Below are 23,997 nucleotides of genomic sequence, written 5' to 3'. Positions count from 1 at the left end.
GCGGTCAGGCCCCCTCGGCGGGACGGGCGGACAGTTCGTGCACCAGGGCGACCACCCGGGTGAGCACCTCCGGGTCGGTCTCCGGCAGCACCCCGTGGCCGAGGTTGAACACGTGCCCCGGCGCGGCGCGGCCCTGGTCGAGGATGCGACGCACCTCGGCCTCGATCACCGGCCACGGGGCGAACAGCAGGCACGGGTCCAGGTTGCCCTGCACCGCCTTGTCGGGCCCGATCCGGCGGGTCGCGGTGTCCAGCGGGGTACGCCAGTCCACGCCGACCACGTCGGCGCCGGCCTCGCCCATCGCGCCGAGCAGTTCGGCGGTGCCCACCCCGAAGTGGATCCGGGGGATCCCCGCGTCGGCCAGCCCGGACAGCACGGCCGTCGAGTGGGGCAGCACGAACCGCCGGTAGTCGGCCTCGGAGAGCGCGCCGGCCCAGGAGTCGAAGAGCTGCACGGCGCTGACACCGGCGGCGATCTGCACCCGCAGGAACGCCAGGGTCACCTCGGCGAGCCGGCCAGCCAGGGCGTGCCACAGCTCGGGGTCGCCGTACATCAGGGCCTTCGTCTTGACGTGGTTCCGCGACGGCCCGCCCTCGACCAGGTAGCTGGCCAGGGTGAACGGCGCACCGGCGAAGCCGATCAGCGGAGTGTCACCCAACTCCTTGACCAGCATCCGGACCGCCTCGTCGACGTACGGGACGTCGTCGCGACCGATCGGGCGGATCCGCTGCACGTCGGCGGCGGTACGCACCGGCTCGGCCACCACCGGCCCGGTGCCGGGCACGATGTCCAGGTCGACCCCGGCGGCGGCGACCGGCACCACGATGTCGCTGAACAGGATCGCCGCGTCCACCCCGTGCCGACGCACCGGCTGGAGGGTGATCTCGGTGACCAGGTCGGGGCGGCGGCAGGACTCCAGCATCGCCACGTTGGCCCGGATCTCGCGATACTCCGGTAGCGACCGGCCGGCCTGCCGCATGAACCAGACCGGGGTGTGTGGGACGGGCCGGCGACGACACGCCCGCACGAAGGGCGAGTCGGCGGGCCCGCCGGGGCGGGGTGCGTCGTCTCGGGCAGCGGCGCCCGTGGTGTCGGTGGTCATCGCGGCCATCGTGCCACGCGCCGCGTGACCGCTATCGGGCGGTCGCGGAGTTTGGCCCCTTTGAATAAGGTGACCCGAAGACATCCATCGATGGATTGGGCGGGGATCGATGAGTGGAACAATTCGTCGGCTGGTCGCCGGCATCGTCGGGGTATTACTCGGCTCGGTCGTCGGGATCGCGCCGCCGGTTGGCGCAGCAGCGGGCACGAGCGGATCAGGGCCGGTGAGCCCAATGATCATCGGCGGCGAGGACGCGACCCCGTCCTACCCACCGATCGTCTCCCTCCAACTCGACCGAAACGGCACCTTCGGCCACAACTGCGGGGCGACTCTCATTCATCCGCGCCATCTCGTCACCGCCGCGCACTGCGTCACGGACTGGGTCGCGGCGCCGGTGCAACCCGCGACGTTGCGGGTCCGGGTCGGCTCCGCCGAGCACGCGACCGGAGGCCGGATCGTGGCGGTGACCGAGGTCGTACCGCATCCGGCCTGGGACTGGAACACCGGTGACGACCCCGCGGCGGACGTCGCCGTGCTCCGCCTGGCAGCGCCGGTGTGGCTGCCCCGCTACCCGATCGCCGGCCCGTCGCCCGCGGTGGGCACCACCATTCGGGAACTCGGCTGGGGGTCCACCACGCCCACGTTCGGTGGGCCGCTGCCGGACCGCTTGCAGCAGCTCGACCGCTGGGTGCTGCCGCCCGAGCAGTGCGCTGGCGGACGGATCAGCGCTGGCGAGATCTGTGTCGGTGGCATCGACGGCGGGCCGTGCTTCGGCGACAGCGGCGGCCCGGGGCTGCGTCGCATCGGCCAGATCTGGTCGGTGGTCGGCGGCGTCAGTCGGGTCGGCGTGGACTGGCAGAGCGGCATCTACTGCGGGGTACAGGTCATCTACACCGACCTGACCTTCCACCGGGCCTGGATTCGGAGCGTGGTGGGCGGCGGCACGGCTTGGTGATCGTCGGCGCGCCGTCGCGGCGCAGCGGCGGGTGGCGGCTTAGGCTGCGGACATGGCCCCCCCGATCGCGCTTCCGGACACCTTCGCCCGCGCGGTCGCCGGGCTCCGGTCGGCGACGCCTCGGCCGGAGATCTGCCTGGAGGAGGTGGGCGCACCGCAGCGACTCGCGCCGTACGCCTTCGCGCTGTCCGCGTCGGTGCTGCGCGACGGTGACGAGGTGGCCACCGGGCGGCTGATCCTGTTGCACGACCCGGCCGGGCACGAGGCCTGGCAGGGCACCCTGCGCCTGGTCACCTACGTGACCGCCGAGTTGGAGAGCGACCTGGCCGCCGACCCGCTGCTGCCCGGAGTCGGCTGGACCTGGCTCACCGACGCCCTCGACGCCCAAGAGGCGGGATACCGGGCGATCGGTGGGACGATCACCCAGACGATGTCGAACCGGTTCGGGGATCTGGCCGGCCCACCCGCGACCGCCGACATCGAGATCCGCGCCTCGTGGACCCCGACCGGGATCGACCTCACCCCGCATCTGTACGCCTGGTGCGCCCTGCTCGCCTCCACCGCCGGACTGCCGCCACCCGGCGTCACCGCCCTGCCGGATCGCCGGGCCGCCACCGCCGGCTGAGTCGACACGCGGCGGGGGCGGGTGTGCGCCGTGTGTTCCGCTCTCGCACTAGGGTTGTCAGGTGACCGACGAACCACCCCTGCGCCGTCGGGCCGCCGCAAGCCGTACGGGAAACGACACGCAGCCCTCGCCGACGGCGCGACCGGAGCCGTCGGACGCGGGGACCGAACCCAACGACGGCGCGGCCGTGCCGCTGACCGCGCCCCGTGAGGGCACCCCTGAGCCGGTGACCGTGCCGGAGCAACTCGCCGAGGTGGTGGCCCGATTCGCGGCCGGCAGCGGGCCGGTGGCCCTGGACGCCGAACGCGCCTCGGGCTACCGCTACAGCCAGCGGGCGTACCTCGTGCAGCTGCGTCGCGGCGGCGCCGGTACCGCACTGATCGACCCGCTGCCCCTGCCCGACCTGAGCACCCTCGACGCCGTGATCGCCGAGACCGAATGGGTGCTGCACGCGGCCAACCAGGATCTGCCCTGCCTGGCCGAGCTCGGGCTACGCCCGCGCCGACTGTTCGACACCGAGTTGGCCGCCCGGCTCGCCGGGTTCGAACGGGTGGGCCTGGCCGCGCTCACCGAGCAACTGCTCGGCTACAGCCTGGAGAAGCACCACTCGGCGGCGGACTGGTCCAGCCGGCCGCTGCCGGAGTCCTGGCTGACGTACGCCGCGTTGGACGTGGAGCTGCTGACCGACCTGCGTGACGCGCTCGACGCGGAGCTGACCCGGCAGGGCAAGTCGTCGTGGGCGGCGGAGGAGTTCGACGCGCTGGTGCGTACCGGTGCCCGCCCGCCCCGGGTACGGGCCGAGCCGTGGCGCCGTACCTCCGGCATCCACCGGGTACGCGGCGCGCGGGCGCAGGCCCGGGTCCGGTCCCTGTGGTACGCCCGCGACCAGATCGCCGCTCGGCGGGATTCGGCGCCGGGCCGGGTGCTGCCCGACTCGGCCATCGTGGCGGCCGCGGAACTCGATCCGAAGGACGAAAAGACCCTGCTCACCCTGCCCGGTTTCGGTGGCCGTTCGGTACGCCGGCTGGCCCGCACCTGGCTGGCGGCGCTGGACGACGCGCGGCAGTTGCCGGAAGACGCGCTGCCGGTGGCGCCGACGGTGGAGGGCCCGCCCCCACCGCACCGCTGGGCCGAACGGGACCCGGCCGCCGCCGCCCGGCTGGCCCGCTGCCGCGAGGTGGTGCTGCGGCTGGCCGGTGAGCACAACCTGCCGCCGGAAAACCTGATCTCCCCCGACACGGTTCGCCGGATCGCCTGGCAACCCCCCGAGGAGATCACCGAAGCCACGGTCGCCGACACCCTGCGCGCCCTCGGCGCCCGCGAGTGGCAGATCACCCTGCTCCTCCCCTCTCTGGCCGACGCCCTCCTCCCCACCTGACCCCTGGCCTCGCCCCTGCCCCGCCGCTCCCTGTCGATCAAGAGGTTTGCGTCGACGACACGCCGCGCGTCCGGCGCAAACCTCTTGATCAACGCGGTGGAGGCAGGCGTGGGAAGAGGTGGGCAGCGGGGTGGTGTGGGCTGGGCCACAGGGTGGGGTCAGGCGAGGATTGTTACTGACGGGTAGCATTCGGGGAAATGCCAGTGCCGGCTAGGAGGCTCCAGTGCCCCGTGAAGTTCGGGATGTCGTCTTCGTCGACGGCGTCCGTACCCCGTTCGGCAAGGCGGGTGGCATGTACGCCAACACCCGCGCCGACGACCTGGTGATCCGCTGCATCCGCGAGCTGCTGCGCCGCAACCCGCAACTGCCGCCGGAGCGGGTCGAGGAGGTCGCCATCGCCGCCACCACCCAGATCGGTGACCAGGGTCTGACCATCGGCCGTACCGCCGCCCTGCTGGCGGGCCTGCCCAAGACCGTCCCCGGCTTCGCCATCGACCGGATGTGCGCCGGGGCGATGACCGCCGTGACCACCGTCGCCAGCGGCATCGCCGTGGGCGCGTACGACGTCGCGATCGCCGGCGGCGTCGAGCACATGGGCCGCCACCCGATGGGCGAGGGCGTCGACCCCAACCCGCGCATCGTCGCGGAGAAGCTGGTCGACCCGTCCGCGCTGGTCATGGGCGCCACCGCAGAGAATCTGCACGACCGGGTCCCGCACATCACCAAGGAGCGCACGGACGCCTTCGCGCTCGCCTCGCAGCAGAAGACCGCCAAGGCGTACGCCAACGGCAAGCTCCAGGACGACCTGGTGCCGGTGGCCATCCGGGACGAGGAGGGCGGCTGGGGCCTGGCCACGACCGACGAGGCGCCCCGCGACACCTCGCTGGAGAAGCTGGCCGGCCTCAAGACCCCGTTCCGCCCGCACGGCAAGGTCACCGCGGGCAACGCCGCCGGTCTGAACGACGGCGCCACCGCCAGCCTGCTGGTCGCCGAGGACGTCGCCCGCGAGCTGGGCCTGCCGGTCGCCATGCGGCTGGTGTCGTACGGCTTCGTCGGCGTCGAGCCCGAGGTGATGGGCGTCGGCCCGATCCCGTCGACGGAGAAGGCGCTGCGCATCGCCGGGCTGACCATCGACGACATCGGCCTGTTCGAGCTGAACGAGGCGTTCGCCGTGCAGGTGCTCGCCTTCCTCGACCACTTCGGCATCGCCGACGACGACCCCCGGGTCAACCAGTGGGGCGGCGCGATCGCCATCGGTCACCCGCTCGCCTCCTCGGGCGTACGGCTGATGACCCAGCTCGCCCGGCAGTTCGCCGAGCACCCCGAGGTCCGCTACGGCCTCACCGCCATGTGCATCGGCATCGGCATGGGCGGCACGGTCATCTGGGAGAACCCGCACTGGGAGGGTGGAGACAAGTGACTGGGCTCACCGCACCGAATGAGGTGGTCACCCGCGCCCTGCTGCGCCAGGTGAACGTGCCGGGGCTGGACCGTCCGGCCGCCCTGATCACCCTCGACAACGGATTCGACCACACCAAGCCGAACACCTTCGGCCCCGGCGGACTGGCCAGCCTGGACGAGGCGATCAGCGCTGCCCTGGCCGCCGAACCGGCGTTCATCGCGGTCACCGGCAAGCCGTACATCTTCTGCGTCGGCGCGGACATCACCAGCCTGCCGCTGCTGGCCGACCGGGAGCAGGCGCTGGCCATCGGCCAACTGGGCCACCGGGTCTTCGCCCGGCTCAAGGACAGCCAGATCCCGACCTTCGCCTTCGTCAACGGCGCGGCGATGGGTGGCGGCCTGGAGTTGGCCCTGCACTGCCACTACCGGACGCTGTCGGCCGGTGCCGCCGCGCTCGCGCTGCCAGAGGTCTCCCTGGGTCTGATCCCGGGCTGGGGTGGCACCCAGTTGCTGCCGAACCTGATCGGCATTCCGGCGGCCACCCAGGTGATCATCCAGAACCCGCTGATGCAGAACAAGATGCTCAAGCCGAAGCAGGCCGCTGAGCTGGGCATCGCCGACGTGCTGCTGGAGCCGGCCGACTTCGTGGAGCGGTCCCTGGAATGGGCCGCCGGCGTGGTCCGGGGCAAGGTCACCGTGACCCGGCCCGAGGTCGACAAGGACATGTGGGCGGGCGTGCTCTACTTCGCCCGGCAGACCCTCGACCAGCGGCTGCACGGCGCGGTCCCGTCCGCGTACAAGGCGCTGGATCTGCTGGAGACGGCGAAGGACGCCGACTTCGCCACCGGCACCGCCGCTGAGGACGAGGCGCTGGCCGACCTGATCTTCTCCGAGGAGCTGCGCAGCGGCCTGTACGCCTTCGACCTGGTGCAGCGGCGGGCCAAGCGGCCAGCCGGGGCACCGGACAAGGCGCTGGCTCGCCCGGTGACCAAGGTGGGCATCGTCGGTGCTGGCCTGATGGCCAGCCAGCTGGCGTTGCTGTTCGCCCGCCGCCTCCAGGTGCCGGTGGTGCTCACCGACCTGGACCAGGCCCGGGTCGACAAGGGTGTGGGCTACGTGCACACCCAGATCGAGAAGCAGGTCAGCAAGGGCCGGATGGACAAGGGCACGGCCGCCAAGCTGTACGGCCTGATCAGCGGCTCGCCAAAGGCAGAGGCCTTCGCCGCGTCGACCCCAGGCCAGCGCACTTCGTTTGCTGACTGTGACTTCGTCATCGAGGCGGTCTTCGAGGACCTGGGCGTCAAGAAGCAGGTCTGGGCCGAGCTGGAGAAGATCGTCAAGCCGGAGGCGGTGCTGGCGACGAACACCTCGTCGCTGTCGATCACGGCGATGGCGGCGGAGCTGGAGCACCCGGAGCGGGTGGTCGGCTTCCACTTCTTCAACCCGGTCGCGGTACTGCCGCTGCTGGAGATCGTCCGGGGCGAGCGCACCGACGACGCCACGCTGGCCACCGCGTTCGCGGTCGGCAAGCAGCTGAAGAAGTCGTCGGTGCTGGTCGCGGACGCCCCGGCGTTCGTGGTCAACCGGCTGCTCACCCGCTTCCTCGGCGCGATCTTCGCCGCCGTGGACGCGGGCACCCCGCTGGAGGTGGCGAACCGGGCGGTGGACCCGCTGGGCCTGCCGATGCGTCCGCTGGCCCTGCTCCAGCTGGTCGGCCCGGCCGTGGCGTACCACGTGGGCGGCACCCTGCACGCCGCCTTCCCGGAGCGCTTCGGCATCAGCGAGAACCTCAAGCGGATCGCCGACTCCGGTCAGCCGATCGTCGTCGACGACGAGATCAACGCCGAGGTGGCGAAGCTGCTGGTGGTCGGCGACCAGCCGCTCACCGAGGAGCAGGTGCGACAGAACGCGCTGGACGCGCTGGCGCAGGAGATCCGGCTGATGCTCGACGAGGGTGTCGTGGCGCAGGCGCAGGACATCGACCTGTGCATGATCCTCGGTGCCGGCTGGCCGTTCCACCTGGGCGGCGTCACGCCGTACCTGGACCGGACCGGCACCAGCGAGCGGGTGACCGGCCAGCGGTTCCTGCCGCGCGGGGTGGCCAGCCTGGCCGGCTGAGCCCTTCCCGAGAACACCGGATCGCGGTGGCCGCCCAGTCGGGCGGCCACCGCGATCTCGTCTGCCGGTCGGCCAGCGCACGGCGGGCGCCCTGCGATCAGATGCCGCCGTTGCGCCGAATCCGTGGCCCGCTCGACGGCGGTCAGGAGGTTCGTCGTCTCCGGATCAGCAGCAGGACGCCCTGATGGATCAGCACGCCGGCGGCGGTGTTGAGCACGGCCAGCCCGGCGGCGGCGAGCAAACCCGGTCCGACTTGCTGCACACCGTCTACGACCAGCAGAACCGGCCATCCCAGCGCGGCGACGATGAGTGCCGAGCGCCACCAGCGCCCGAACAGCAGGCCGAACACGATCAGCGCCGGGATCATCGGAAGCGACCTCCATGTTCGCCTGTCCCACCCGCTTGGCAGGAACGCCGGGCTGCCAGCCTCGCCACCGCGCGAGGACTGACGGTCCGACGCCGCCCGAGGGCTTGATGCCTCGCCGTTACACCGTAATGGTGGTGACCGTTCAGGCCGGATACCGCGATTACGCCGAAACGGGGCCGATCAGCGGGGGCCGATCAAAAGCCGCTCAAGCGGGGTCGATCAGCTGGGCAGGTAGCCGGGCTTGAGGCCGGCCCGGGCCTGCCGGATGCGGGTGTGGGCGATGTCTTCGGCTGCCGCGCCGGGCAGGATGCCCTGCCGGCGGGCCAGGTCGAGCACCTCTGCGGCGGTGTCGAAGATCTTCTCGACCTGGGCGGGCACCTCGTCGAGAGGAAGTCGCCGGTATTCGGCTGATCCGGTGGTGACCCCACCGGCGCTGGCGACGAAGTCGGGCACCCAGAGGATGTCGCGCTCGGCGAGCTGCCGCTCCACCTCGGGGGTGGCGAGTTGGTTGTTGGCGGCACCGCAGACCACGGCCGCGCGGATCGTCGGGACCGAGTCGCTGGTGAGCGTGGCGCCGAGCGCGCACGGAGCATAGATGTCGACCGGCGCGTCGATGACCCGCTCGGCGAGGATCACCGCAGGCAGGTCCCGTTGGACGCGTTCCCGGGCGGACGCGGAGATGTCGGCGGCGGTGACCGTGGCACCCGCCTCGACGAGCAGCCGGACGAGTTCGTAGCCGACCTTGCCGAGCCCTTCGACACCGACGGTACGTCCGGCCAGGTCTGCGGTCCCCCACCGGACGGCAGCGGCGGCACGCAGGGCGTGGAAGGCACCGTACGCGGTCATCGGGCCGCTGTCGCCGTACCCGCCGGCGGTGGTGGTGCGGCCGAGGACGTGGTCGGTGCCCCGGCCGATCACGTCGAGGTCGGCGGCGCTGATCCCGACGTCGCCGGCGGTGACGTAGCGGCCACCGAGGCTCTGCACGAAACGTCCGTAGGTCTCCAGCAACGCCTCGGACCTGACAGTGCCAGGGTCGCCGATGATGACCGCCTTGGCACCGCCACAGGGCAGGCCGGCGACGGCGTTCTTGTACGTCATCCCCCGCGACAGGCGCAGCACGTCGGTCAGCGCGTCGGCTTCGCTGGCGTACGGGTGGAACCGGGTACCACCCACGGCCGGGCCGAGCGTGCTGTCGTGGATGGCGATGATCGCGCGCAGCCCGGTCTCGGTGTCCTGGCAGAAGGTCACCTGTTCGTGTGGGAAGTCGGGGAAACGGCCCAGAACCGGCGCGGCGGCGGACGGCTTGTGTTCGGACATGGCAATCCCTTTCAACGGTTCAGGGGGTGGTGAGGTCGGTGTCGACCTGGATGAGCCGGGGTTCTCCAGCGCCCAGGGCGTCGGTGACCGCGTCGACCAGTGCCGCACGGCTGGACACCGCGACGCCGGTGACGCCGTACCCGGCGGCCAGCGCGGTGAAGTCGATGTCGGGAATGTCGAGGCCCGGAGTCTCGCCGGCCCGCAGCACCTGGGCGAACCACCGCAGGGCGCCGTAGGTGCCGTTGCGCAGGATGACGAAGACGACGGGGATGCGGTAGCGGGCGGCCGTCCACAACGCGGTGATGCCGTAGTTGGCCGACCCGTCACCGATCAGGGCGACGACCTGCCGATCGGGGTCGGCCAACTGCACTCCGACGGCGGCGGGCATCCCGAAGCCGAGCCCACCCGAGGCAGGGAAGTAGTAGCTGCCGGGCTGACGCAGATCCGCCTGTGCCCAGAAGGCGCCGGTTGTCGACGTGGACTCCGTGACCCACACGGTGTCGGACGGAGCCGTGTCACGCAGGACGGCGAACACCTCGTCCGGATGCAACCGGCCGGCCGACGAGAGTCGCGGCGCCGGGATCGGCGGCAACGGTACGAGGGCCGACCGCAGCCCGGGACTGACGGCGGTGGCCAGCCGGGCGAGGGTGTCGGCGAGATCGCAGACGATCGCGTCACCCATCGGAGCGCGGGCGGCCTCGCCCGGGTCCACGGTCAACTGCACCAGCCGGGTGCCCTCGGGCAGATACCGGCCCGGGTCGTACTGGTGGTAGCGGAAGACCGGCGCGCCGACGACCAGGACCAGGTCGTGTCCGGCCAGCACGTCGCTGATCGCCTTGACCCCGGCCGGGAGCACACCCCGGAAGGCGGGATGGCGGGTGGGGAACGGGCACCGCGCCGCCGAGGGTGCGATCCAGACTCCGGCGGCGAGGGCTTCGGCGAGCGCCACGGCGTGGTCGTTGGCGGCGGCCGCGTCGACGTCGGGCCCCAGGATCAGCACCGGCCGCTCGGCGCGATCCAACGCTGCGGCCAGCTCGGTGGTCTGCCGGGCCGTCAACGCCGCAGCGGTCACGGTGGTTCGGGACAGCAGGTGCCGTGCCTCGTCGGAGGCCTCCACCTGCCAGTCGTCGTACGGGACCGACACGTACACCGGCCCCTGCGGGGCCAGCGTCGCGGTGTGGATCGCCTGGCTGATGATCCGCGGGACGTCCTCGGCGCAGGCCGGCTCACCGCTCCACTTCACCAGCGGCCGGGGCAGTGCGGCGGCGTCCACGTTGGCGAGCATCACCTCCTGGCCGATCGTCGAGCGGACCTGCTGCCCGGCGGTGACGACCAACGGGCTGTGCGAGTACACCGAGTTGGTCAGCTGACCCATCGCGTTGCCGGTGCCCGCCGCCGCGTGCAGGTTGACCAGCGCCGGGCCTCGGCGGGCCTGGGCGTACCCGTCGGCCATGGCCAGCACCACGCCTTCGTGCAGCCCGAGTACGTACCGGAAGTCATCCGGCAGGCCGGCCAGGAACGGCAACTCGTTCGAGCCGGGGTTGCCGAAGACGGTGGTCAGGCCGTGCGCCCGCAACAGCTCGAAGGTCACGTCCCGCACGCTGCCCACCAGCCGGTTCCTCTCCGTCGTCCCAGAATCCCGCTGCATCAGTAGACCCGGGCATTCCGCTAGCGAGAAGGGTCTCGGTGGGTCGTTCCTCTGTGCGGAATAATCAGGTCTCCGGTGGCGTACAGGGAGGCAAGCCATGGAGTCGGTGGGCAACGCGCTACGAGCCCTGCTGTATCTCGGCGCCCAGGAATCGGTCAGCGTCGCCGACCTCGGTCGTCATCTCCAGGTCGCGCCGTCCACCGCGCACCGGCTGCTCACCACGCTCAAGGAGTTCGACTTCGCCCGCCAGGACGACTCGCGCAGATACCGGCTCGGCCCCGCTGCGCACGAGGTCGCCACCCGACAGGCACCCTGGGACGTCGTCGCCGCCGTCCGCCCGCACATGGAGCACCTGGCCGCGACGACCCGCGAGACAGTCAATCTGATCGGCCTGCAAGGCGCCAGCATCGTCTTCCTCGACGGCGTCGAGAGCACCCAGACCGTCCGCGTCGGCGTCCGCACCGGCGACCGCCTACCCGCCTACACCACCGCCGGCGGCAAGGCGCTGCTCGCCCAGATGCGCCCGAGAGACATCCGGGCGCTGCACCCGCGCACCCTGGCCCCGCTGACCGACGCCACGATCACCTCGATCGATCAACTGATCAACGAACTGGACGCGGTACGGGCCCGTGGCTACGCGTCCAACCTGGAAGAATGCGTCGACGGGGTGTACGCCGTCGGCGTCGCCGTCGCGCACCCCACCCGTGGCGCCGTGGCCGCACTCACCATCTCCGCCCCCGCACACCGGGTCGACGATCGGCGAGCCGACCTCCTCGCCCGGCAACTCATCCAGGCCAACACCCGACTCGCGCACGGCTGGCGGTGAGAAGACTGTTACGCGGCGTGCTCCGCCGCGCTGCGCTCCACGCAGAACTCGTTGCCCTCCGGATCGGCGAGCACCGCCCACCCGGTGCCGTCGCCGCGACGCTGATCGTCGACCAGGGTGGCGCCCAGCGCGAGCAGACGGTCGACCTCCTCGTCACGGGTCCGGTCGGTCGGTTGGAGATCCAGGTGTACCCGGTTCTTCGCCGTCTTGCCCTCCGCTACCTGCTGGAAGAGCATCCCGCCCTCGGCGACGCCCGCCCCCGACAGCAGGGCGCACTCCTGCTCGCCCGGCTTGTTGTCCGAATCGTGCCGCATTCCGGTCGCCTCGGCCCAGAAGGTCGCCATGGCGAACGGGTCGGCACAGTCAAAGTCGATCCAGCGCACCCTCGAAGTCATGGGCCCAATCTCTCATCGTGATCAAGCGAATATCCGCTGCCGGGGCTCGATGGCCGGGCCCGGTCAACGGGAGATGTTCTCCACCGTCTCGGCGGCGTCGGCGGCCGGCAGGTTGACCGTCACCTCCAGGCCGCCGCCGGGCTGCGCCACGGCGGTCACCGTGCCGCCGTGCGCGTCGCAGACCGCCCGGACGATGGACAGGCCGAGCCCCGACCCGCGCGCCCCGGTCCGCTCCCGGCCGCCCCGTCGGAACGGTTCGAACAATCCCGGTACGTCCGCCTGATCCACCTCGAAACCGGTGTTGCCGACCACCAGCCAGGACCGCTGCCCATCGGAGCCGGTGCGTACCCAGAGTCGGCCGTGCAGGTGGTTGTAGCGCACCGCGTTCTCGATCAGGTTGCCGGCCAACCGGTCCAGCAGACCGGGGTCGCCGACGACCGGCGCCGGTTCCAGCGAGGTCCGCACATCGAGCTTGATCCGCTCCACCTCCCGGCGTACCGCCGACAGTGCGTTGATGGTGCCGGCGGCCAGGTCACACTCGGTGCGCCGGCCGAGCCGGCGACCCGTCTGCGCCTCGCTGCGGGCCAGCACCAGCAGTGCGTCGACCAGGCTGTTGGCCCGTTCGGAGGCGTCGCGCACCACGGTCGCCATCCGGCGGTACTCGGCGGTGTCCGCCTCGTCGTCGCTGAGCGTCACATCGATCTCGGTACGCATCACCGCCAGCGGCGTACGCAGCTCGTGCGAGGCGTTGGCGACGAACCGTTTCTGCGCCTCGAAGGCGGCGGCGATGCGATCCAGCATCTCGTCGAAGGTGTCGGCCAACTCGGCCACCTCGTCGTTCGCACCGGAGTAACAGATCCGCTGGTCCAGCGTGGTCTCGCCGAGCCGCCGCGCGGTCGCGGTGACCTGGTGCAGCGGTCGCAGCGCCCGACCGGCCACGGCGTACGCCCCGACCACCCCGACCGTCCCGATGGCCAGCAACGCGGCCAGCCCCTTGGCCAGCAGTTCCCCGGAGGCCGAGTCGACCAGTTGCCGCTGCCACGCGGCGGCGTCCATGGAACGCCCGTCGGCCAGCAACACCGTCGTACCGGGCAGCAGTTCGTCGGTGGGTCGCAGCGCGTCACGGACCAGCAGCCAGGCCAGCAGCACCAGGATGGCGCCCGCGCCGACCAGCAGCACGCCGTTGAGCAGGGTCAGCCGCAGCCGCAGGGTGGGTCGCAGGTTGAACCGGCGCCGCGAGGTGCCCGTCACGCCGACACCTCGGCGGTACGGTAGCCGGCCCCCACCACGGTCTCGATCAGCGGCGGATCGCCGAGCTTACGACGCAGGGTCATCACGGTGACCCGGACGATGGTGGTGAACGGGTCGGTGTTGGCGTCCCAGACCCGCTCCAGCAGTTCCTCGCTGGACACCACGGCACCGCGTGCCTTGACCAACTCGCAGAGTACGCCGAACTCCTTGTTGGTCAGCTCCACCGGCACCCCGGCGCGGGTGGCCGTACGGCGGGCCGGGTCGACGACCAGGTCGGCCAGTTCCAGCACCGGCGGCGCCGCCGGGGTGGCCCGCCGGCCCAGCGCCTGCACCCGGGCGACCAGTTCGTCGAAGGCGAACGGCTTGGGCAGGTAGTCGTCGGCACCGAGCTGTAGCCCCTCGACCCGGTCGGCGACCGTGCCGCTGGCGGTGAGCATCAGCACCCGGGTCAACGCGCCGGAGGTGGCCAACTCGGCGCAGATCTGGTCACCGTGCATCCCGGGCAGGTCACGGTCGAGCACCACCACGTCGTAGCGGGTGACGAAAGCCATCTCGTGACCGCTGTCGCCGTCGTACGCGACGTCCACCGCCATGCCGCGCTTACGCAGGCCACGCGCGATCGCGTCGGCGAGGTTGCGTTCGTCCTCGACCACCAGTACCCGCATGTCCAGCCCCTTCCCGGCGACGACAACTCGACAACCTAGCGCCGCCGGCCAAGCCGGCCCCGACCACCCGGTCGGTTTCGCCGGAAACCTCCGGCCCGAGCGTCAGCGCCCCAACTGTCGGTCGCGCCACCCCGGCGCTGCCGCCTCCGGCCGACGGCCTGCTCAGTCGGGCAGCTGCCACACTCCGAAGGAGCCGTCCTGCTGGCGGCAGGCGATCAGGTCGTACCGACTCTGGCAGTTTCCGACGACACCGGTGAGCACGTCGAGGCGCCGGGGCTGTGGTTCGGCCGGGTCGAGCCGGGCCAGCACCGCGCCCACCCCCGGCACCAGGCGGATGCCGAACAGCCGAGGCTCGTGGGTGTAGTTGGAGACCATGTCCCAGGAGCCGTACTCGGTCACCACCTGCCCGGTCGCCGCGTCGAGCGCGACCAGTCCTGAACCGTCCGAACGGGTGCGCAGCTGCGCCAGGGCGCGAGCCGTCGTGACCCGCAGCAGGTGGGCGTCCTCGCTGGTGCTCCACCGCACGTCCCCGGTCGTCGAATCGAGGACGTACGTCCCGCCGCTGTTGGCCCGCGCGCAGAGCAGCGCGCCGCAGCGGGTCACGGAGTCGGCCAGTGGCACGGTGGTCTGCCAGCGTTGCACCATCCCCGCCAGGTCGTAGGCGGTGATGGTCCGCGAGTTGCGGATCACCAGCAGCAGGTCACCGGCCACCGACGACTGCTGGTAGCCGGTGGTGTCGACTGCGGGCAGCCGGTGGCGGAGCTGGCCGGTCTCGGCGTCGAGCACCTCGACGTCACCGGCACTGGTGGACAGCACCAGGGCTTCGATCACACCGTCGAGCTGGTGGTGCTCCACGAACGACGGCGGCACCGTTCTGGACCACAGCTCGCGACCGGTGGCCAACTCGACCGACCGCAACGTGGTCGACTCGTCAAGGGCCATCGCCTGCAGCAGCACCCGGCCCGAGGCATCGGGCGTGCCGAACCCGAGGGCGCGCCAGCGCTGCTGCCCGGTGGCCGCGTCCAGCAGCATGGTCTCGCCGACGCGACCCAGGTTCTGCGACGGGACCAGGGCGAACAACACGCCGTCGGTGACGGACTCCACCCGGAAGAACCGGTTTCCGGGCGGCACCGGCACCCGCCACAGCGGTGCGAGACGTTGCGGGGTGACGGTGGCGCGCGGCCGGACGTACGCGGTGAGTTCCTGCGAGCCATCGGTCACTCCAGGTGCCGGGGTGACGGTGAAGATGTGCTCCTCGGTGAGGAACAGGACGGACCCCAGACCGGCCGGCACCGTCCCGTGCACCCGCATCGCCGGGGGTGCGGCAGCGGCAAGCAACACCAGAGCGGCCACCAGCACCAGCGCGAGTGGCCACCGTTGCCGACCGCGGTGGTGCTGTCGGCGGGGTGGCTCCGGATCGGGCGGCTCGGTCAGCTCACCGAGGTCGATCAACGTCACGGTCGTCCTCCCCGCCGCGCAGCTGCCACACTCCGAAGTCACCGTCCTGGCGCCGGCACACGATCAGGTCCGCCCGGTGCCCGCAGTTGCCGGCCGCGCCGGGCAGCACGTCTATGCGCCGTGGCTGCGCGTGCGCCGGATCGAGCCGGGCCAGCACCACCCCCACATCGCGGACGGACCGCGTCCCGAGCAGATGCGGGGCGTCGCCGAATTCGTCGACCAGATCCCAGCGTTCGCCGTCGGCCACCACCCGGCCGGTGTCCGCGGCGACGAACGCCACCGTCAGCGGGCTGCTGCCGTGATCGACTACCAGTGCCCGCGCGTCGCCGGCGCGCAGGACGTCGACGTCCTCGACGACCCGCCACCGGACGGCTCCGGTCGTCGGGTCGAGGATGTGCACGCCACCACCATCGTCGACGCGGGCACAAGCCAGGACGCCGCACCGATGGACCCATGCGACCGGCGGGAGAGTGGTCTGCCAGCGACGCTCCAGACCGTCGACGTGATAGGCGGCCACCCCCGTGGAGTTGGGCACCAGCACCAGGTCACCCACCACCGAGGCGTGCTGGTAGGGGCCTGCGTCGGCGAAGGCGGCCGGCAGGCGCCCCCGCGACACGCCGGTCCGCGGATCCAGCACCTCGACGTCGCCGGCCACCGTGGTGACCACGATCGCATCGATCACCGCTGACCGCTGATGGTACGCCGCGAACCTCGCCACCAACGGCAAGGACCACAGCACGCGGCCGGTGGCCAGCTCGACCGAGGCGAGCACGATCGGCTCCTGACCGTCGTACGTGCGCAGCAGCACCCGGCCGGACCCGTCGAGCGTCGCGATGCCGGGCTGCCGCCAGCGCAGCTGCCCGGTCCGGCTGTCCAGCAGCATCGTCTCGGTCTTGTCGTTGTCGGTGCCGAACAGGGAGAGCACCAGCCCGCCGTCGCCGACGTGTTCGGCCACGCTGACCCGGTTGGACCCGATGGGCAACCGCCACAGTGGAGCGAGCGGCTGCGGTGCGCCGTCGACCCGCGCCGGTCGCCGGTAGGCGAGCACTTCCTGGCTGTCGTCGCCGGCCTCGCGTACCGGCACGACGGCGACGATCTGGTCGCCGGTGAGGAACACCTCGGCGGCCAGCGAGGACGGCAGGATCGCCTGCATCCGGAGGGCCGGCGGCGCCGCGCCGGTCAGGGCCAGCAGCACGACCAGCGTCACCGGCACCAGGAGTGGCCGGAACCGCCCAGCACGACGGCGGTGCGACGGCTGGGCGTCAGTCGGTTCGGCTCGGTCGCCGAGGTCGATAACCGTCACGCTCGCCCTCCCCCGCAACGCATCCGGTACGCACCCTATGGGTACCAAAGGCCCAAGAGCCCGCCTGTACGATGGCCCGTCGTGGCTGTGCCGGTGGTAAATCCCTCGCTGAATCCCGTCTCCCCGACCGTCGAGGCGGAATCAACGACACGGCGACCCCGACGGCGACCGGCCCGCGCCGACGTGTTGGCCATCGGAGCCTACGTGCTGCTCGGTGTCGTCGTCTGCCTCAACTACTGGGTCGACGTCAACAACCGGGTCTCCTCCCACCTGCCCACCGACCACAGTTGGTTCGAGTGGCTGTTCTCGCACGGCGCGTACTCGGTGCGCAATCTGGAGAACCCGCTGTTCAGCACGCAGCAGAACGCCCCGGACGGGGTGAACATGATGGCCAACACCTCGCTGCTCGGGGTGACCCTGCCACTGGCTCCGCTGACCTGGCTGCTCGGCCCACAGGTGGTGTACGCGCTCTACCTGGGCGGTGCGCTGGCCGCCACGGCCGGTACCGCGTACTGGATGCTGTCGCGGCACCTGGTGCGCTCGCGGGCGGCGGCCTTCGTCGGCGGTGGCTTCCTCGGTTTCGCCCCCGGCATCGTGCACCACGCCAACGGGCAGCCCAACTTCGTCTCCAACTTCCTGCTCCCGCTGATCGTGGTGCGGGTGTTCCGGCTCGCCGAGCCGGGCCGGTGGCGGCGCAACGGGCTGGTGCTGGGCCTGCTGGTGGCGTACCAGATCTTCATCAACGAGGAGATGCTGCTGCTCACGGCGCTGGCCTGCCTGGTCGTCGTGATCGCGTACGCGGTCATGCGACCGCGTACGGCGCGGCAACGGGCCGGCACCTTCGCCGCCGGGCTGGGCGTCGGCGGCGGGCTGGCCCTGCTGCTGACCGCGTACCCGATCTGGTTCCAGTTCAACGGCCCGCAGTCCTACCGTGGCTTGCAGGGCGGGGTGTTCCACAGCTGGGGCGAGGACGTCGTCGCCTTCGTCACCTTCCCCCGCGACACCATCGCCGGTAACGAGGCGGTGGAGGCGACCATCGGACTGACCGAGCAGAACACCTGGTTCGGCTGGCCGCTGGTGCTGCTGTCCGTGGTGGCCCTGGCGTTGCTGGTCCGCCGATCCCTGGTGGCCCGCATCCTCGCGGTGCTGGTGGTGTTCTTCTCCGTGGCGTCACTCGGCCCGGAGATCCGGTTCAACGGCGAACTGACCGGGATCGCCGGACCGTGGTCGTACATTCCGGAGGATTTGCCGCTGGTCGAGATGATGATGCCGACCCGGCTGACCCTGGTGACCACCGCCGCGCTCGGCGTACTGCTCGCGCTGGCCTGGGATGCGGTGGCCGGGCGACGCCGCCCACCGGTGCCGGCCCCACGCGCCCCGCAGCCGGCGCAGGGCCCGGAGTCGGCGGGCGGCTCGGAGTCGGCGGGCGTGACCCGGTGGCGGCGACCGCGCTGGCAGCAGGCCGTCGGGTACGCGGCGATCGCGCTGGCCGTACTGCCGCTGATCCCCACCCCACTGCCGGCCAAGCCGGTCGATCCGCCGCCGACCTTCATCACCTCCGGCGCCTGGCGGCCGTACGTGCCGGACGGACGGACCCTGGTGCCGGTACCCATCCCCAGCAACGTGCACGGGCTGTCCACGCTGCGCTGGAGCGCGCTGACCCAGCACCAGTTCCCGATCCCGGCCGGCTACTTCATCGGCCCCAATCTCGACGGCGAGGGCGTTTTCGGCGCCCCGAACCGGCACACCAGCACGTTGATCTACCGCAGCATGGACGCTGGTGAACTGCCCGAACTGACCGACGAGGACCGCCAGCGGGCGATCGAGGACCTGCGCTACTGGCGGGCCTCGGTGGTGGTCCTCGGCGCCCACCCCAAGGAGGGCGTGCTGCGCGACCTGATGACCGCGCTGCTCGGCGAACCGCAGCGAGTCGACGACGTCTGGCTCTGGGACGTCCGCGACCGGGTTTAAGGAAGGGCACCTTGTTAACGCCTCCGGTCGAGGAAGGGCACCCTATTAACCTCAACCGACCAGCGGGCGGACGTCCCAGACGAAGGCGCCGTCGATCGGACGGGGCGGCCCGAGCAGCGCCTCGACGGTGCGCCGCACCGGGTCGCCGTGGTGCAGTTCGCCCTGTACCACCACCGCCGCCCGCCAGTGCCGCAGGTCCGCCACCGCCTGCCGGCGCTCCACATCGGTGATCGTCGGCAACTCGCCGGTGTCGGCCACCCGACGCAACAGCAGCGAGGTGGGCCGGTCGGGAGCGCCCCAGCGGGCCCTCGGGTCGTCTGCGGCCTTCGGCCCGATGAAGAACCCACCCGGGGCGGTGAAGGCCAGCCCGGTCCGGGCCGACCAGAGCATGGCCGGGCTGCGGCCGTGGTTGGTGACCGGCGGCACCGCCACCAGGGTCCGCCCGGCCGGCACGTACGCCCGCCAGGTCCCGTCGGCCACGAACGCCGGCACCGGCCCGACCGGCACGGTCCGGATCGGAGTCGGGGCCATCGGCAACAGTACGGCGGTGATCGCACCGGCCCAGAGCAGCCGCACCGCCGGACGGCCAGCGGGCAGTTGCCGGGCCGCCCGGTCCACGGCCAGCGCCACCAGGATGCCCAGCACCGGTACGCAAACCAGCGAGAACCGGGCCGGCACCACGTGGTCGAGCAACGGCAGTCCGGAAATCAGCCGGTACGGTCCCGCCAGCTCGGTCAACTCTCCGTTCAGGCGTACCGGTGTGCCGAGGGAGAGCAGGGCGAACAGCACCCCGCACCCGGCCAACGCCCGTACCACCGGTCGGCGCCACAGCCATGCGGTGGCGACCACGGCCAGCACCAGCAGTCCCGGCCCGAAGAAGGAGTTCTCCTCGGTCGCGTTGGGCGCCAGCAGGACGCTCGGGCGGCTGTCGCCGAGCACGCTCTGCCGGGCCAGGGCCGGGAAGGACGCCGCGTCGAGCTGGTAGGCGTGCGCGAAGAACGGCATCCCCCGGTAGTGGCCGGGACCGAAGAACTGGAACCACAGCGGGTACGCCAGCAGCGCTGCCGCCACCACCGCGCCGACCCCGATCCGGGCGGCGACGGCCGGAGCGAGTCGGCGGGCCGTCGCCCGGTCGGCGAGCGCGTATCCGGCCGCGAACACGCCCGCCGCCAGCGCCACGAAGAGCAGCACCTCCTCACCGAGGAAGAACTGGTAGGTGACGACCAACCCCAGCAGCAGCCCGTACCGCCACACCCGGCCGGCGGGTTCGGCACGGAACACCAGCGCCAGGATCACCGGCACCAGGAACTGGGCGGCCATGTGCAGGTGTGCACCGGCCTGGGCGACCATGCCGGGAGCGAAACCGCAGATCAACCCACCGATCGTCGCAGCCACCCGGGAGCGGACCAGGCGTCGGCGCAGCAACACGTACCAGGCGGTGGCGGTGCCGGCGAGGCAGCCGACCACCGCCACCACGAAGGCCGCCTGCGAGCCGAACAACAGGGTCACCGGGGTCAGCGGCACGCCCAGCCCGAGCACGGAGGTGTTGGCCATCAGGTTGACCCCGCCGGGAGCGTTGAGCGCGTCGCTCCACAGCGGATTTTCCGCCCCCACCACGGCCCGCGCGGCGCGGGCCAGCATCCACTCGAAGAGGATCTGGTCACCGGCCTGGTGGAACAGTCGGTCCGACCGGCCCCACTGCCGGCTGGTCAGCCACACCGCCAGCGCCAGGTATCCGGCCACCACGGCAGCGTCCGGGGTGCGGTCGGCCAGCGATCGGCGGTGGGTGGTGGCCTTGACGGATCGCTCGGCTGTGCCGACCGGCATCAGGCCGTCCGGTCGGTCAACGCCCGTACGTCCCACACCCAGACGTCCAGTTCCTTACGAGCCGGACCGACGAGTTGCTCGACGGTCTGCCGCAGCGGCTCGGAATGCGGCTGGCTCACCGGCAGCACCAGCACGGCCGCCCGCCAGTACCGCAGTTCGTCGAGGGCGCGGCGCCGCTGGCGGTCGTCCAACTCGGGCGTACGGCCGGTCGTCGCGACCTCCTCCAGCAGCCGGCCGATGCCGCTGGGCCGGCCACCGAAGCGGCCCGGGTCGCCGGTGTTGCCGTTACGGGGGGCGAGGAAGTAGCCACCCGGGATCTTGAAGTCGAGGTTGGTGGCGGCGGCCCAGCGCATACCGTGGGTGTTGCCCATGCTCGGCACCGGGATCGGCACCAGCGTCTGATCCGGCCCGACGTAGGCGCGCCAACGGTCGGCGGTGATGAACTTCGGCACCGGTGGCCGGGAGGTCATCGGCAGCGGCATGGGCGCGATCGGCAGCAGCGCGAGGACCAGCACACCGGCGGTGAGCGTACGCAGGGTGCGTGGGTCCAGCGGCAGTGCCCGGCTGCGTTCGACGGCCAGGGCCAGCAGGATCGCCACCACCACGCTGGTGATCATGCCGAACCGGGTCGGCACCACGGCATCGAGCAGCGGCAGTCGGACCAGCCACTCCCACGGACCGACGATCAACTCCCGGTCCCACCAGGTGATCCGCTCGCCGAGGGAGAGCACGGCATAGAACGCGGCGGTGGCGGCCAGCGCCCGGACCAGCACCTCCCGCCGCAACCATGCCACGATTCCCACCGCGATCAACGCCAGGCTCCACCCGAAGAAGGCGTTCTCCTCGGAGTAGTTCGGCGCCAGGTTGACGTTCGCCCGCTGGTCACCGCCGATCGTCGGCGAACCGGGGGCGAAGTACGCGGCGATGTCGTTGCCGTAGTCGCGCACCGCGTCGCTGAGACCGTGGTACGCCATCGGCCCGGCGAACTGGATGTACAGCGGGTACGCCAACAACGCACCGGCGATCACCGTGCAGGTGGCCACCGCCTTGCCCAGCGGCCGCCAGGCCGCCGACCAGAGCGCGGGACGCTGGACGACCATCGCGATCAGGAAGATCCCGCAGCCCATCGCGGTGAACAGCAGGATCTCCTCGTTGATGAACGCCTGCACGGTGACCAGCAGGGCCAGCAACGCCCCGTCCCGGTACGGCCGGGTCGACCGGGTGATCACCATGACCCGCCAGACGATGAACGGCAGCAGGAACTGGCTGATGATGTTCGGGTGCCAACTGGCGTGCGACAGCATCGCCGGGGAGAACCCGCAGAACCAGCCACCCACCACGGCGGCCAGCCGGTTGCTCACCACGTGCCGGGACAGCACGTGGTACCAGGCCGAGGCGGTGCCCGCGAGCGCGAGCGTGACCAGCACCACGAACGTGACCGCCGGCCCGAACAGCAGGGTCACCGGCACCATCGGGATGCCCAGCGCCAGGATGGCCGTGTTGGCCATCAGGTTGACCCCGTCCGGATAGTTGAACTGCTCCGTGAAGAACGGGAACTCCCCGTGCAGCACCACCCGCACCGAGTGGGCGAGGAAGAACTGCACCTGTGCCGGGTCACTGCTGTAGAGCGAGGCGACCCGACCGGCCGGGTCGGCCCAGATCTGGCTGGTCACCCAGACCGCGACGAGCAGGAATCCACCGAAGACGGCGAGATCCACCCGACGAGGGCTCCATTGGAACCGGCGCTTCGCAGTGGCGTCCGCCTGGTCCGATCCGCCCCCGGTCGAATCGCCGTCCACAGTCGAACCGGGCCTGACAGACTCCTGCTCAATCTCACCCAGAGTAATGGGTTCGGCTGGCAGACCTGCGGTGACGTCAGTTTTCGGCGGGATTGCGGCGCGGGTTTCGGCAGGCGTCACAGTCGGCGGAGTCTACCTGAGTGGGGAAATAGCCCCAAAGTTGACGGGCCGTCCCCTGTGGTCGGTGTGCACTGCGGCGACGCAGCGTGAGGCGGCGAAGAACATCGGCGTGACATCTCGTACTATTGCCCTCCGACACGACGACCGACGCGATCGGGGGCGTAACAGGTGGGTCCAGTCCGCTGGCGCGGCTTGACGGCCACCGGCCTGTCGGCACTGTTGGTAACCGTCACCGCCTGCGGGCCGGTGGCCGAGCGTCGGCCGCAGGACCTGCGGGTCGGCTACGACAGCCTGGACGGTTCGCTGACCGTCTGGCCGCCCCGCGGCTCGCTGGTCGAGGACGCGGCGGCGACAGCCGCGGTGACCCGGGCGGTACGCGATTGGCGCTCCCCCGTTGACGATCGGGTGCACGTGCCGTCGTCCGGCATCCTCTACTCCGGGCAGGTCGGTGCGACACCGCTGGCTCTGGTCGCCGCCTCGGTGCCCGGCCAGGCCGCCTCCTGGCTGCTCCAACTGACCGGCGACGGCGACGGGTACCAGGTCAGCCACGCCACCGAGTACACCGACCCCGGCTACCTCGTCTACTCCGACGTCCTGCCGGTGCAGGCCGCCGACGGGCGGCGTTACTTCACCTCCGAACGGGTCCGCCGGCTGGCCGGGCCGAACGGCCGGATGATGTCCGTCACCGACGGCCTCACCGATCCGGTCGACGTGCCGGAATGCCGGGCAGTGACGGTGACGGCCACCCTGCGGTCCACCACGTCACTACCCCGGGGCCGCGCCACAGACCGGCTGCTCGACCTCGGCACCGGCACCGCGGCACCCCGGTATCCACTGGTCCGCGACGAGAGCGGCTCGGGCCGGCGGGCGCTGGCCGACCTCGACACCTGCCAGTTGGCCGATGAGGACGGCCCGTTCGGCAGCGTCACCCGGCGAGTCGGGGACCGGGACACCCCGGACTCGGTGCCGGCCTCCTGGCCCAAGGCGAAACTGGCCGTCCGTACCCTCGGCGAGGTGACCCTCGATGGGGGCGGACCGGCCGAGTTGGAGCAACTGACCTGGGAGACCGCCGACGGCACGATGAGCGCGGTGGTCTACCGATCGGCCGACGGCGGCCCGGTGGTGCTCTCTCCCGCCGACCGGACCAGCCCGTTGCAGGTCTACGAACTGCCGGTGCCCGGGCAGCCGCTGGTCGTGCTCAGCTGGCGGTCCACCAAGGACACCACCCTGTCGGTGCCGCCCGGCACGGCCCGCCTGGTCGACCGCCCCGGCCTGGTCGTGGCACCGCTGCCCGAGCGTCGCGAGACCTTCAGCCTCGCCGCCGACGACAAGACCCACTACCGCACCGCCGGCCCCGCCCGCCGCTGACCCCTGCCCTGCCCTGCCCTGCCCTGCCCTGCCCTGCCCTGCCCTGCCCTGCCCTGCCCTGCCCTGCCCTGCCCTGCCCTGCCCTGCCCTGCCCTGCCCTGCC

Annotated in this window: 19 protein-coding genes; 8 read left to right on the top strand and 11 right to left on the bottom strand. The window is 71.7% G+C overall.

The features are described 5' to 3' along the window. Positions 1–4 precede the first annotated feature (4 nt). Positions 5–1,102 (bottom strand): uroporphyrinogen decarboxylase, encoded by a 1,098-nt coding sequence (hemE, locus tag AB0M35_RS05160; protein ID WP_363741555.1) that lies wholly within the window; start codon positions 1,100–1,102, stop codon positions 5–7. Between the two features lie 232 nt (positions 1,103–1,334). On the opposite strand from hemE, the gene AB0M35_RS05155 reads away from it, so the two are divergent. The 5 genes from AB0M35_RS05155 (at position 1,335) to AB0M35_RS05135 (ending at position 7,579) form a co-directional block, all read left to right on the top strand. After that, a complete protein-coding gene (locus AB0M35_RS05155) occupies positions 1,335–2,057 on the top strand; it encodes a serine protease (RefSeq protein ID WP_363741963.1) in 723 nt (240 codons plus the stop codon). Between the two features lie 52 nt (positions 2,058–2,109). Continuing rightward, positions 2,110–2,682, top strand: coding sequence for a DUF3000 domain-containing protein (locus AB0M35_RS05150; RefSeq protein WP_363741553.1), 573 nt, complete (start codon positions 2,110–2,112; stop codon positions 2,680–2,682). Positions 2,683–2,743: 61 nt separating this feature from the next. Continuing rightward, the gene (locus AB0M35_RS05145) at positions 2,744–4,060 is read left to right on the top strand and encodes a ribonuclease D (RefSeq protein ID WP_363741551.1); all 1,317 of its coding nucleotides are present in this window, start codon (positions 2,744–2,746) and stop codon (positions 4,058–4,060) included. Between the two features lie 223 nt (positions 4,061–4,283). Beyond that, the gene (locus AB0M35_RS05140; protein WP_363741549.1) at positions 4,284–5,480 is read left to right on the top strand and encodes an acetyl-CoA C-acyltransferase; all 1,197 of its coding nucleotides are present in this window, start codon (positions 4,284–4,286) and stop codon (positions 5,478–5,480) included. After that, a complete protein-coding gene (locus AB0M35_RS05135) occupies positions 5,477–7,579 on the top strand; it encodes a 3-hydroxyacyl-CoA dehydrogenase NAD-binding domain-containing protein (RefSeq protein WP_363741546.1) in 2,103 nt (700 codons plus the stop codon). The genes AB0M35_RS05140 and AB0M35_RS05135 overlap by 4 nt, the downstream gene beginning before the upstream one ends. 142 nt (positions 7,580–7,721) lie before the next feature. Here the strand turns inward: AB0M35_RS05135 and AB0M35_RS05130 are convergent, their stop codons facing one another. The 3 genes from AB0M35_RS05130 to mdlC form a co-directional block, all read right to left on the bottom strand. Next, positions 7,722–7,946 (bottom strand): hypothetical protein, encoded by a 225-nt coding sequence (locus AB0M35_RS05130; protein WP_363741543.1) that lies wholly within the window; start codon positions 7,944–7,946, stop codon positions 7,722–7,724. Between the two features lie 219 nt (positions 7,947–8,165). After that, positions 8,166–9,263: a Glu/Leu/Phe/Val dehydrogenase dimerization domain-containing protein gene (locus AB0M35_RS05125; protein ID WP_363741540.1), complete on the bottom strand. Its 1,098-nt coding sequence runs from the start codon at positions 9,261–9,263 to the stop codon at positions 8,166–8,168. 19 nt (positions 9,264–9,282) lie between these two features. Continuing rightward, positions 9,283–10,872, bottom strand: coding sequence for a benzoylformate decarboxylase (gene mdlC / locus AB0M35_RS05120; RefSeq protein ID WP_363741538.1), 1,590 nt, complete (start codon positions 10,870–10,872; stop codon positions 9,283–9,285). 136 nt (positions 10,873–11,008) lie between these two features. On the opposite strand from mdlC, the gene AB0M35_RS05115 reads away from it, so the two are divergent. Then, the gene (locus AB0M35_RS05115; protein ID WP_363741535.1) at positions 11,009–11,737 is read left to right on the top strand and encodes an IclR family transcriptional regulator; all 729 of its coding nucleotides are present in this window, start codon (positions 11,009–11,011) and stop codon (positions 11,735–11,737) included. An 8-nt stretch (positions 11,738–11,745) separates the two neighbouring features. Here AB0M35_RS05115 and AB0M35_RS05110 read toward each other — a convergent pair whose 3' ends face one another. From AB0M35_RS05110 to AB0M35_RS05090, 5 genes are all read right to left on the bottom strand, one after another. Further along, entirely contained in the window at positions 11,746–12,132 is a 387-nt protein-coding gene (locus AB0M35_RS05110) for a VOC family protein (protein WP_363741532.1), read from the bottom strand. 63 nt (positions 12,133–12,195) lie between these two features. After that, complete coding sequence (locus AB0M35_RS05105) at positions 12,196–13,383, bottom strand: HAMP domain-containing sensor histidine kinase (RefSeq protein ID WP_363741530.1); 1,188 nt, start codon at positions 13,381–13,383, stop codon at positions 12,196–12,198. Further along, positions 13,380–14,048, bottom strand: coding sequence for a response regulator transcription factor (locus AB0M35_RS05100; protein WP_363741527.1), 669 nt, complete (start codon positions 14,046–14,048; stop codon positions 13,380–13,382). Before AB0M35_RS05100 ends, AB0M35_RS05105 begins: the two co-directional genes overlap by 4 nt. Before the next feature lie 162 nt (positions 14,049–14,210). After that, a complete protein-coding gene (locus AB0M35_RS05095) occupies positions 14,211–15,506 on the bottom strand; it encodes a PQQ-binding-like beta-propeller repeat protein (RefSeq protein WP_363741525.1) in 1,296 nt (431 codons plus the stop codon). Then, entirely contained in the window at positions 15,484–16,809 is a 1,326-nt protein-coding gene (locus tag AB0M35_RS05090) for a PQQ-binding-like beta-propeller repeat protein (RefSeq protein ID WP_363741523.1), read from the bottom strand. The genes AB0M35_RS05095 and AB0M35_RS05090 overlap by 23 nt, the downstream gene beginning before the upstream one ends. 108 nt (positions 16,810–16,917) lie before the next feature. Between AB0M35_RS05090 and AB0M35_RS05085 the strand changes: the two genes are divergently transcribed. Then, positions 16,918–18,780, top strand: coding sequence for a hypothetical protein (locus AB0M35_RS05085; protein ID WP_363741961.1), 1,863 nt, complete (start codon positions 16,918–16,920; stop codon positions 18,778–18,780). 51 nt (positions 18,781–18,831) lie between these two features. Here AB0M35_RS05085 and AB0M35_RS05080 read toward each other — a convergent pair whose 3' ends face one another. Both AB0M35_RS05080 and AB0M35_RS05075 read right to left on the bottom strand, forming a co-directional pair. Beyond that, positions 18,832–20,607, bottom strand: a complete 1,776-nt coding sequence (locus AB0M35_RS05080) for a hypothetical protein (RefSeq protein ID WP_363741521.1) — start codon at positions 20,605–20,607, stop codon at positions 18,832–18,834. Further along, positions 20,607–22,406, bottom strand: coding sequence for a hypothetical protein (locus tag AB0M35_RS05075; RefSeq protein WP_363741519.1), 1,800 nt, complete (start codon positions 22,404–22,406; stop codon positions 20,607–20,609). Before AB0M35_RS05075 ends, AB0M35_RS05080 begins: the two co-directional genes overlap by 1 nt. Positions 22,407–22,718: 312 nt before the next feature. Here AB0M35_RS05075 and AB0M35_RS05070 point away from each other — a divergent pair, with 312 nt between their 5' ends. Beyond that, positions 22,719–23,894: a hypothetical protein gene (locus tag AB0M35_RS05070; RefSeq protein ID WP_363741517.1), complete on the top strand. Its 1,176-nt coding sequence runs from the start codon at positions 22,719–22,721 to the stop codon at positions 23,892–23,894. The last annotated feature ends 103 nt before the right edge of the window (positions 23,895–23,997 follow it).

Origin of the sequence: Micromonospora sp. NPDC051196 (genome assembly GCF_040682415.1) — a bacterium.
In the GTDB taxonomy this organism is placed as follows: domain Bacteria; phylum Actinomycetota; class Actinomycetes; order Mycobacteriales; family Micromonosporaceae; genus Micromonospora.
This window is presented reverse-complemented; position numbering and strand designations above follow the sequence as displayed.

Excerpts from the sequence above, each read along its gene's own strand:
- hemE (WP_363741555.1), bottom strand. The coding sequence starts at position 1,102 with ATGACCACCGACACCACGGGCGCCGCTGCCCGAGACGACGCACCCCGC.
- AB0M35_RS05115 (WP_363741535.1), top strand. The coding sequence starts at position 11,009 with ATGGAGTCGGTGGGCAACGCGCTACGAGCCCTGCTGTATCTCGGCGCC.
- AB0M35_RS05130 (WP_363741543.1), bottom strand. The coding sequence starts at position 7,946 with ATGATCCCGGCGCTGATCGTGTTCGGCCTGCTGTTCGGGCGCTGGTGG.
- AB0M35_RS05125 (WP_363741540.1), bottom strand. The coding sequence starts at position 9,263 with ATGTCCGAACACAAGCCGTCCGCCGCCGCGCCGGTTCTGGGCCGTTTC.
- AB0M35_RS05110 (WP_363741532.1), bottom strand. The coding sequence starts at position 12,132 with ATGACTTCGAGGGTGCGCTGGATCGACTTTGACTGTGCCGACCCGTTC.
- AB0M35_RS05155 (WP_363741963.1), top strand. The coding sequence starts at position 1,335 with ATGATCATCGGCGGCGAGGACGCGACCCCGTCCTACCCACCGATCGTC.
- AB0M35_RS05080 (WP_363741521.1), bottom strand. The coding sequence starts at position 20,607 with ATGCCGGTCGGCACAGCCGAGCGATCCGTCAAGGCCACCACCCACCGC.
- AB0M35_RS05100 (WP_363741527.1), bottom strand. The coding sequence starts at position 14,048 with ATGCGGGTACTGGTGGTCGAGGACGAACGCAACCTCGCCGACGCGATC.
- AB0M35_RS05150 (WP_363741553.1), top strand. The coding sequence starts at position 2,110 with ATGGCCCCCCCGATCGCGCTTCCGGACACCTTCGCCCGCGCGGTCGCC.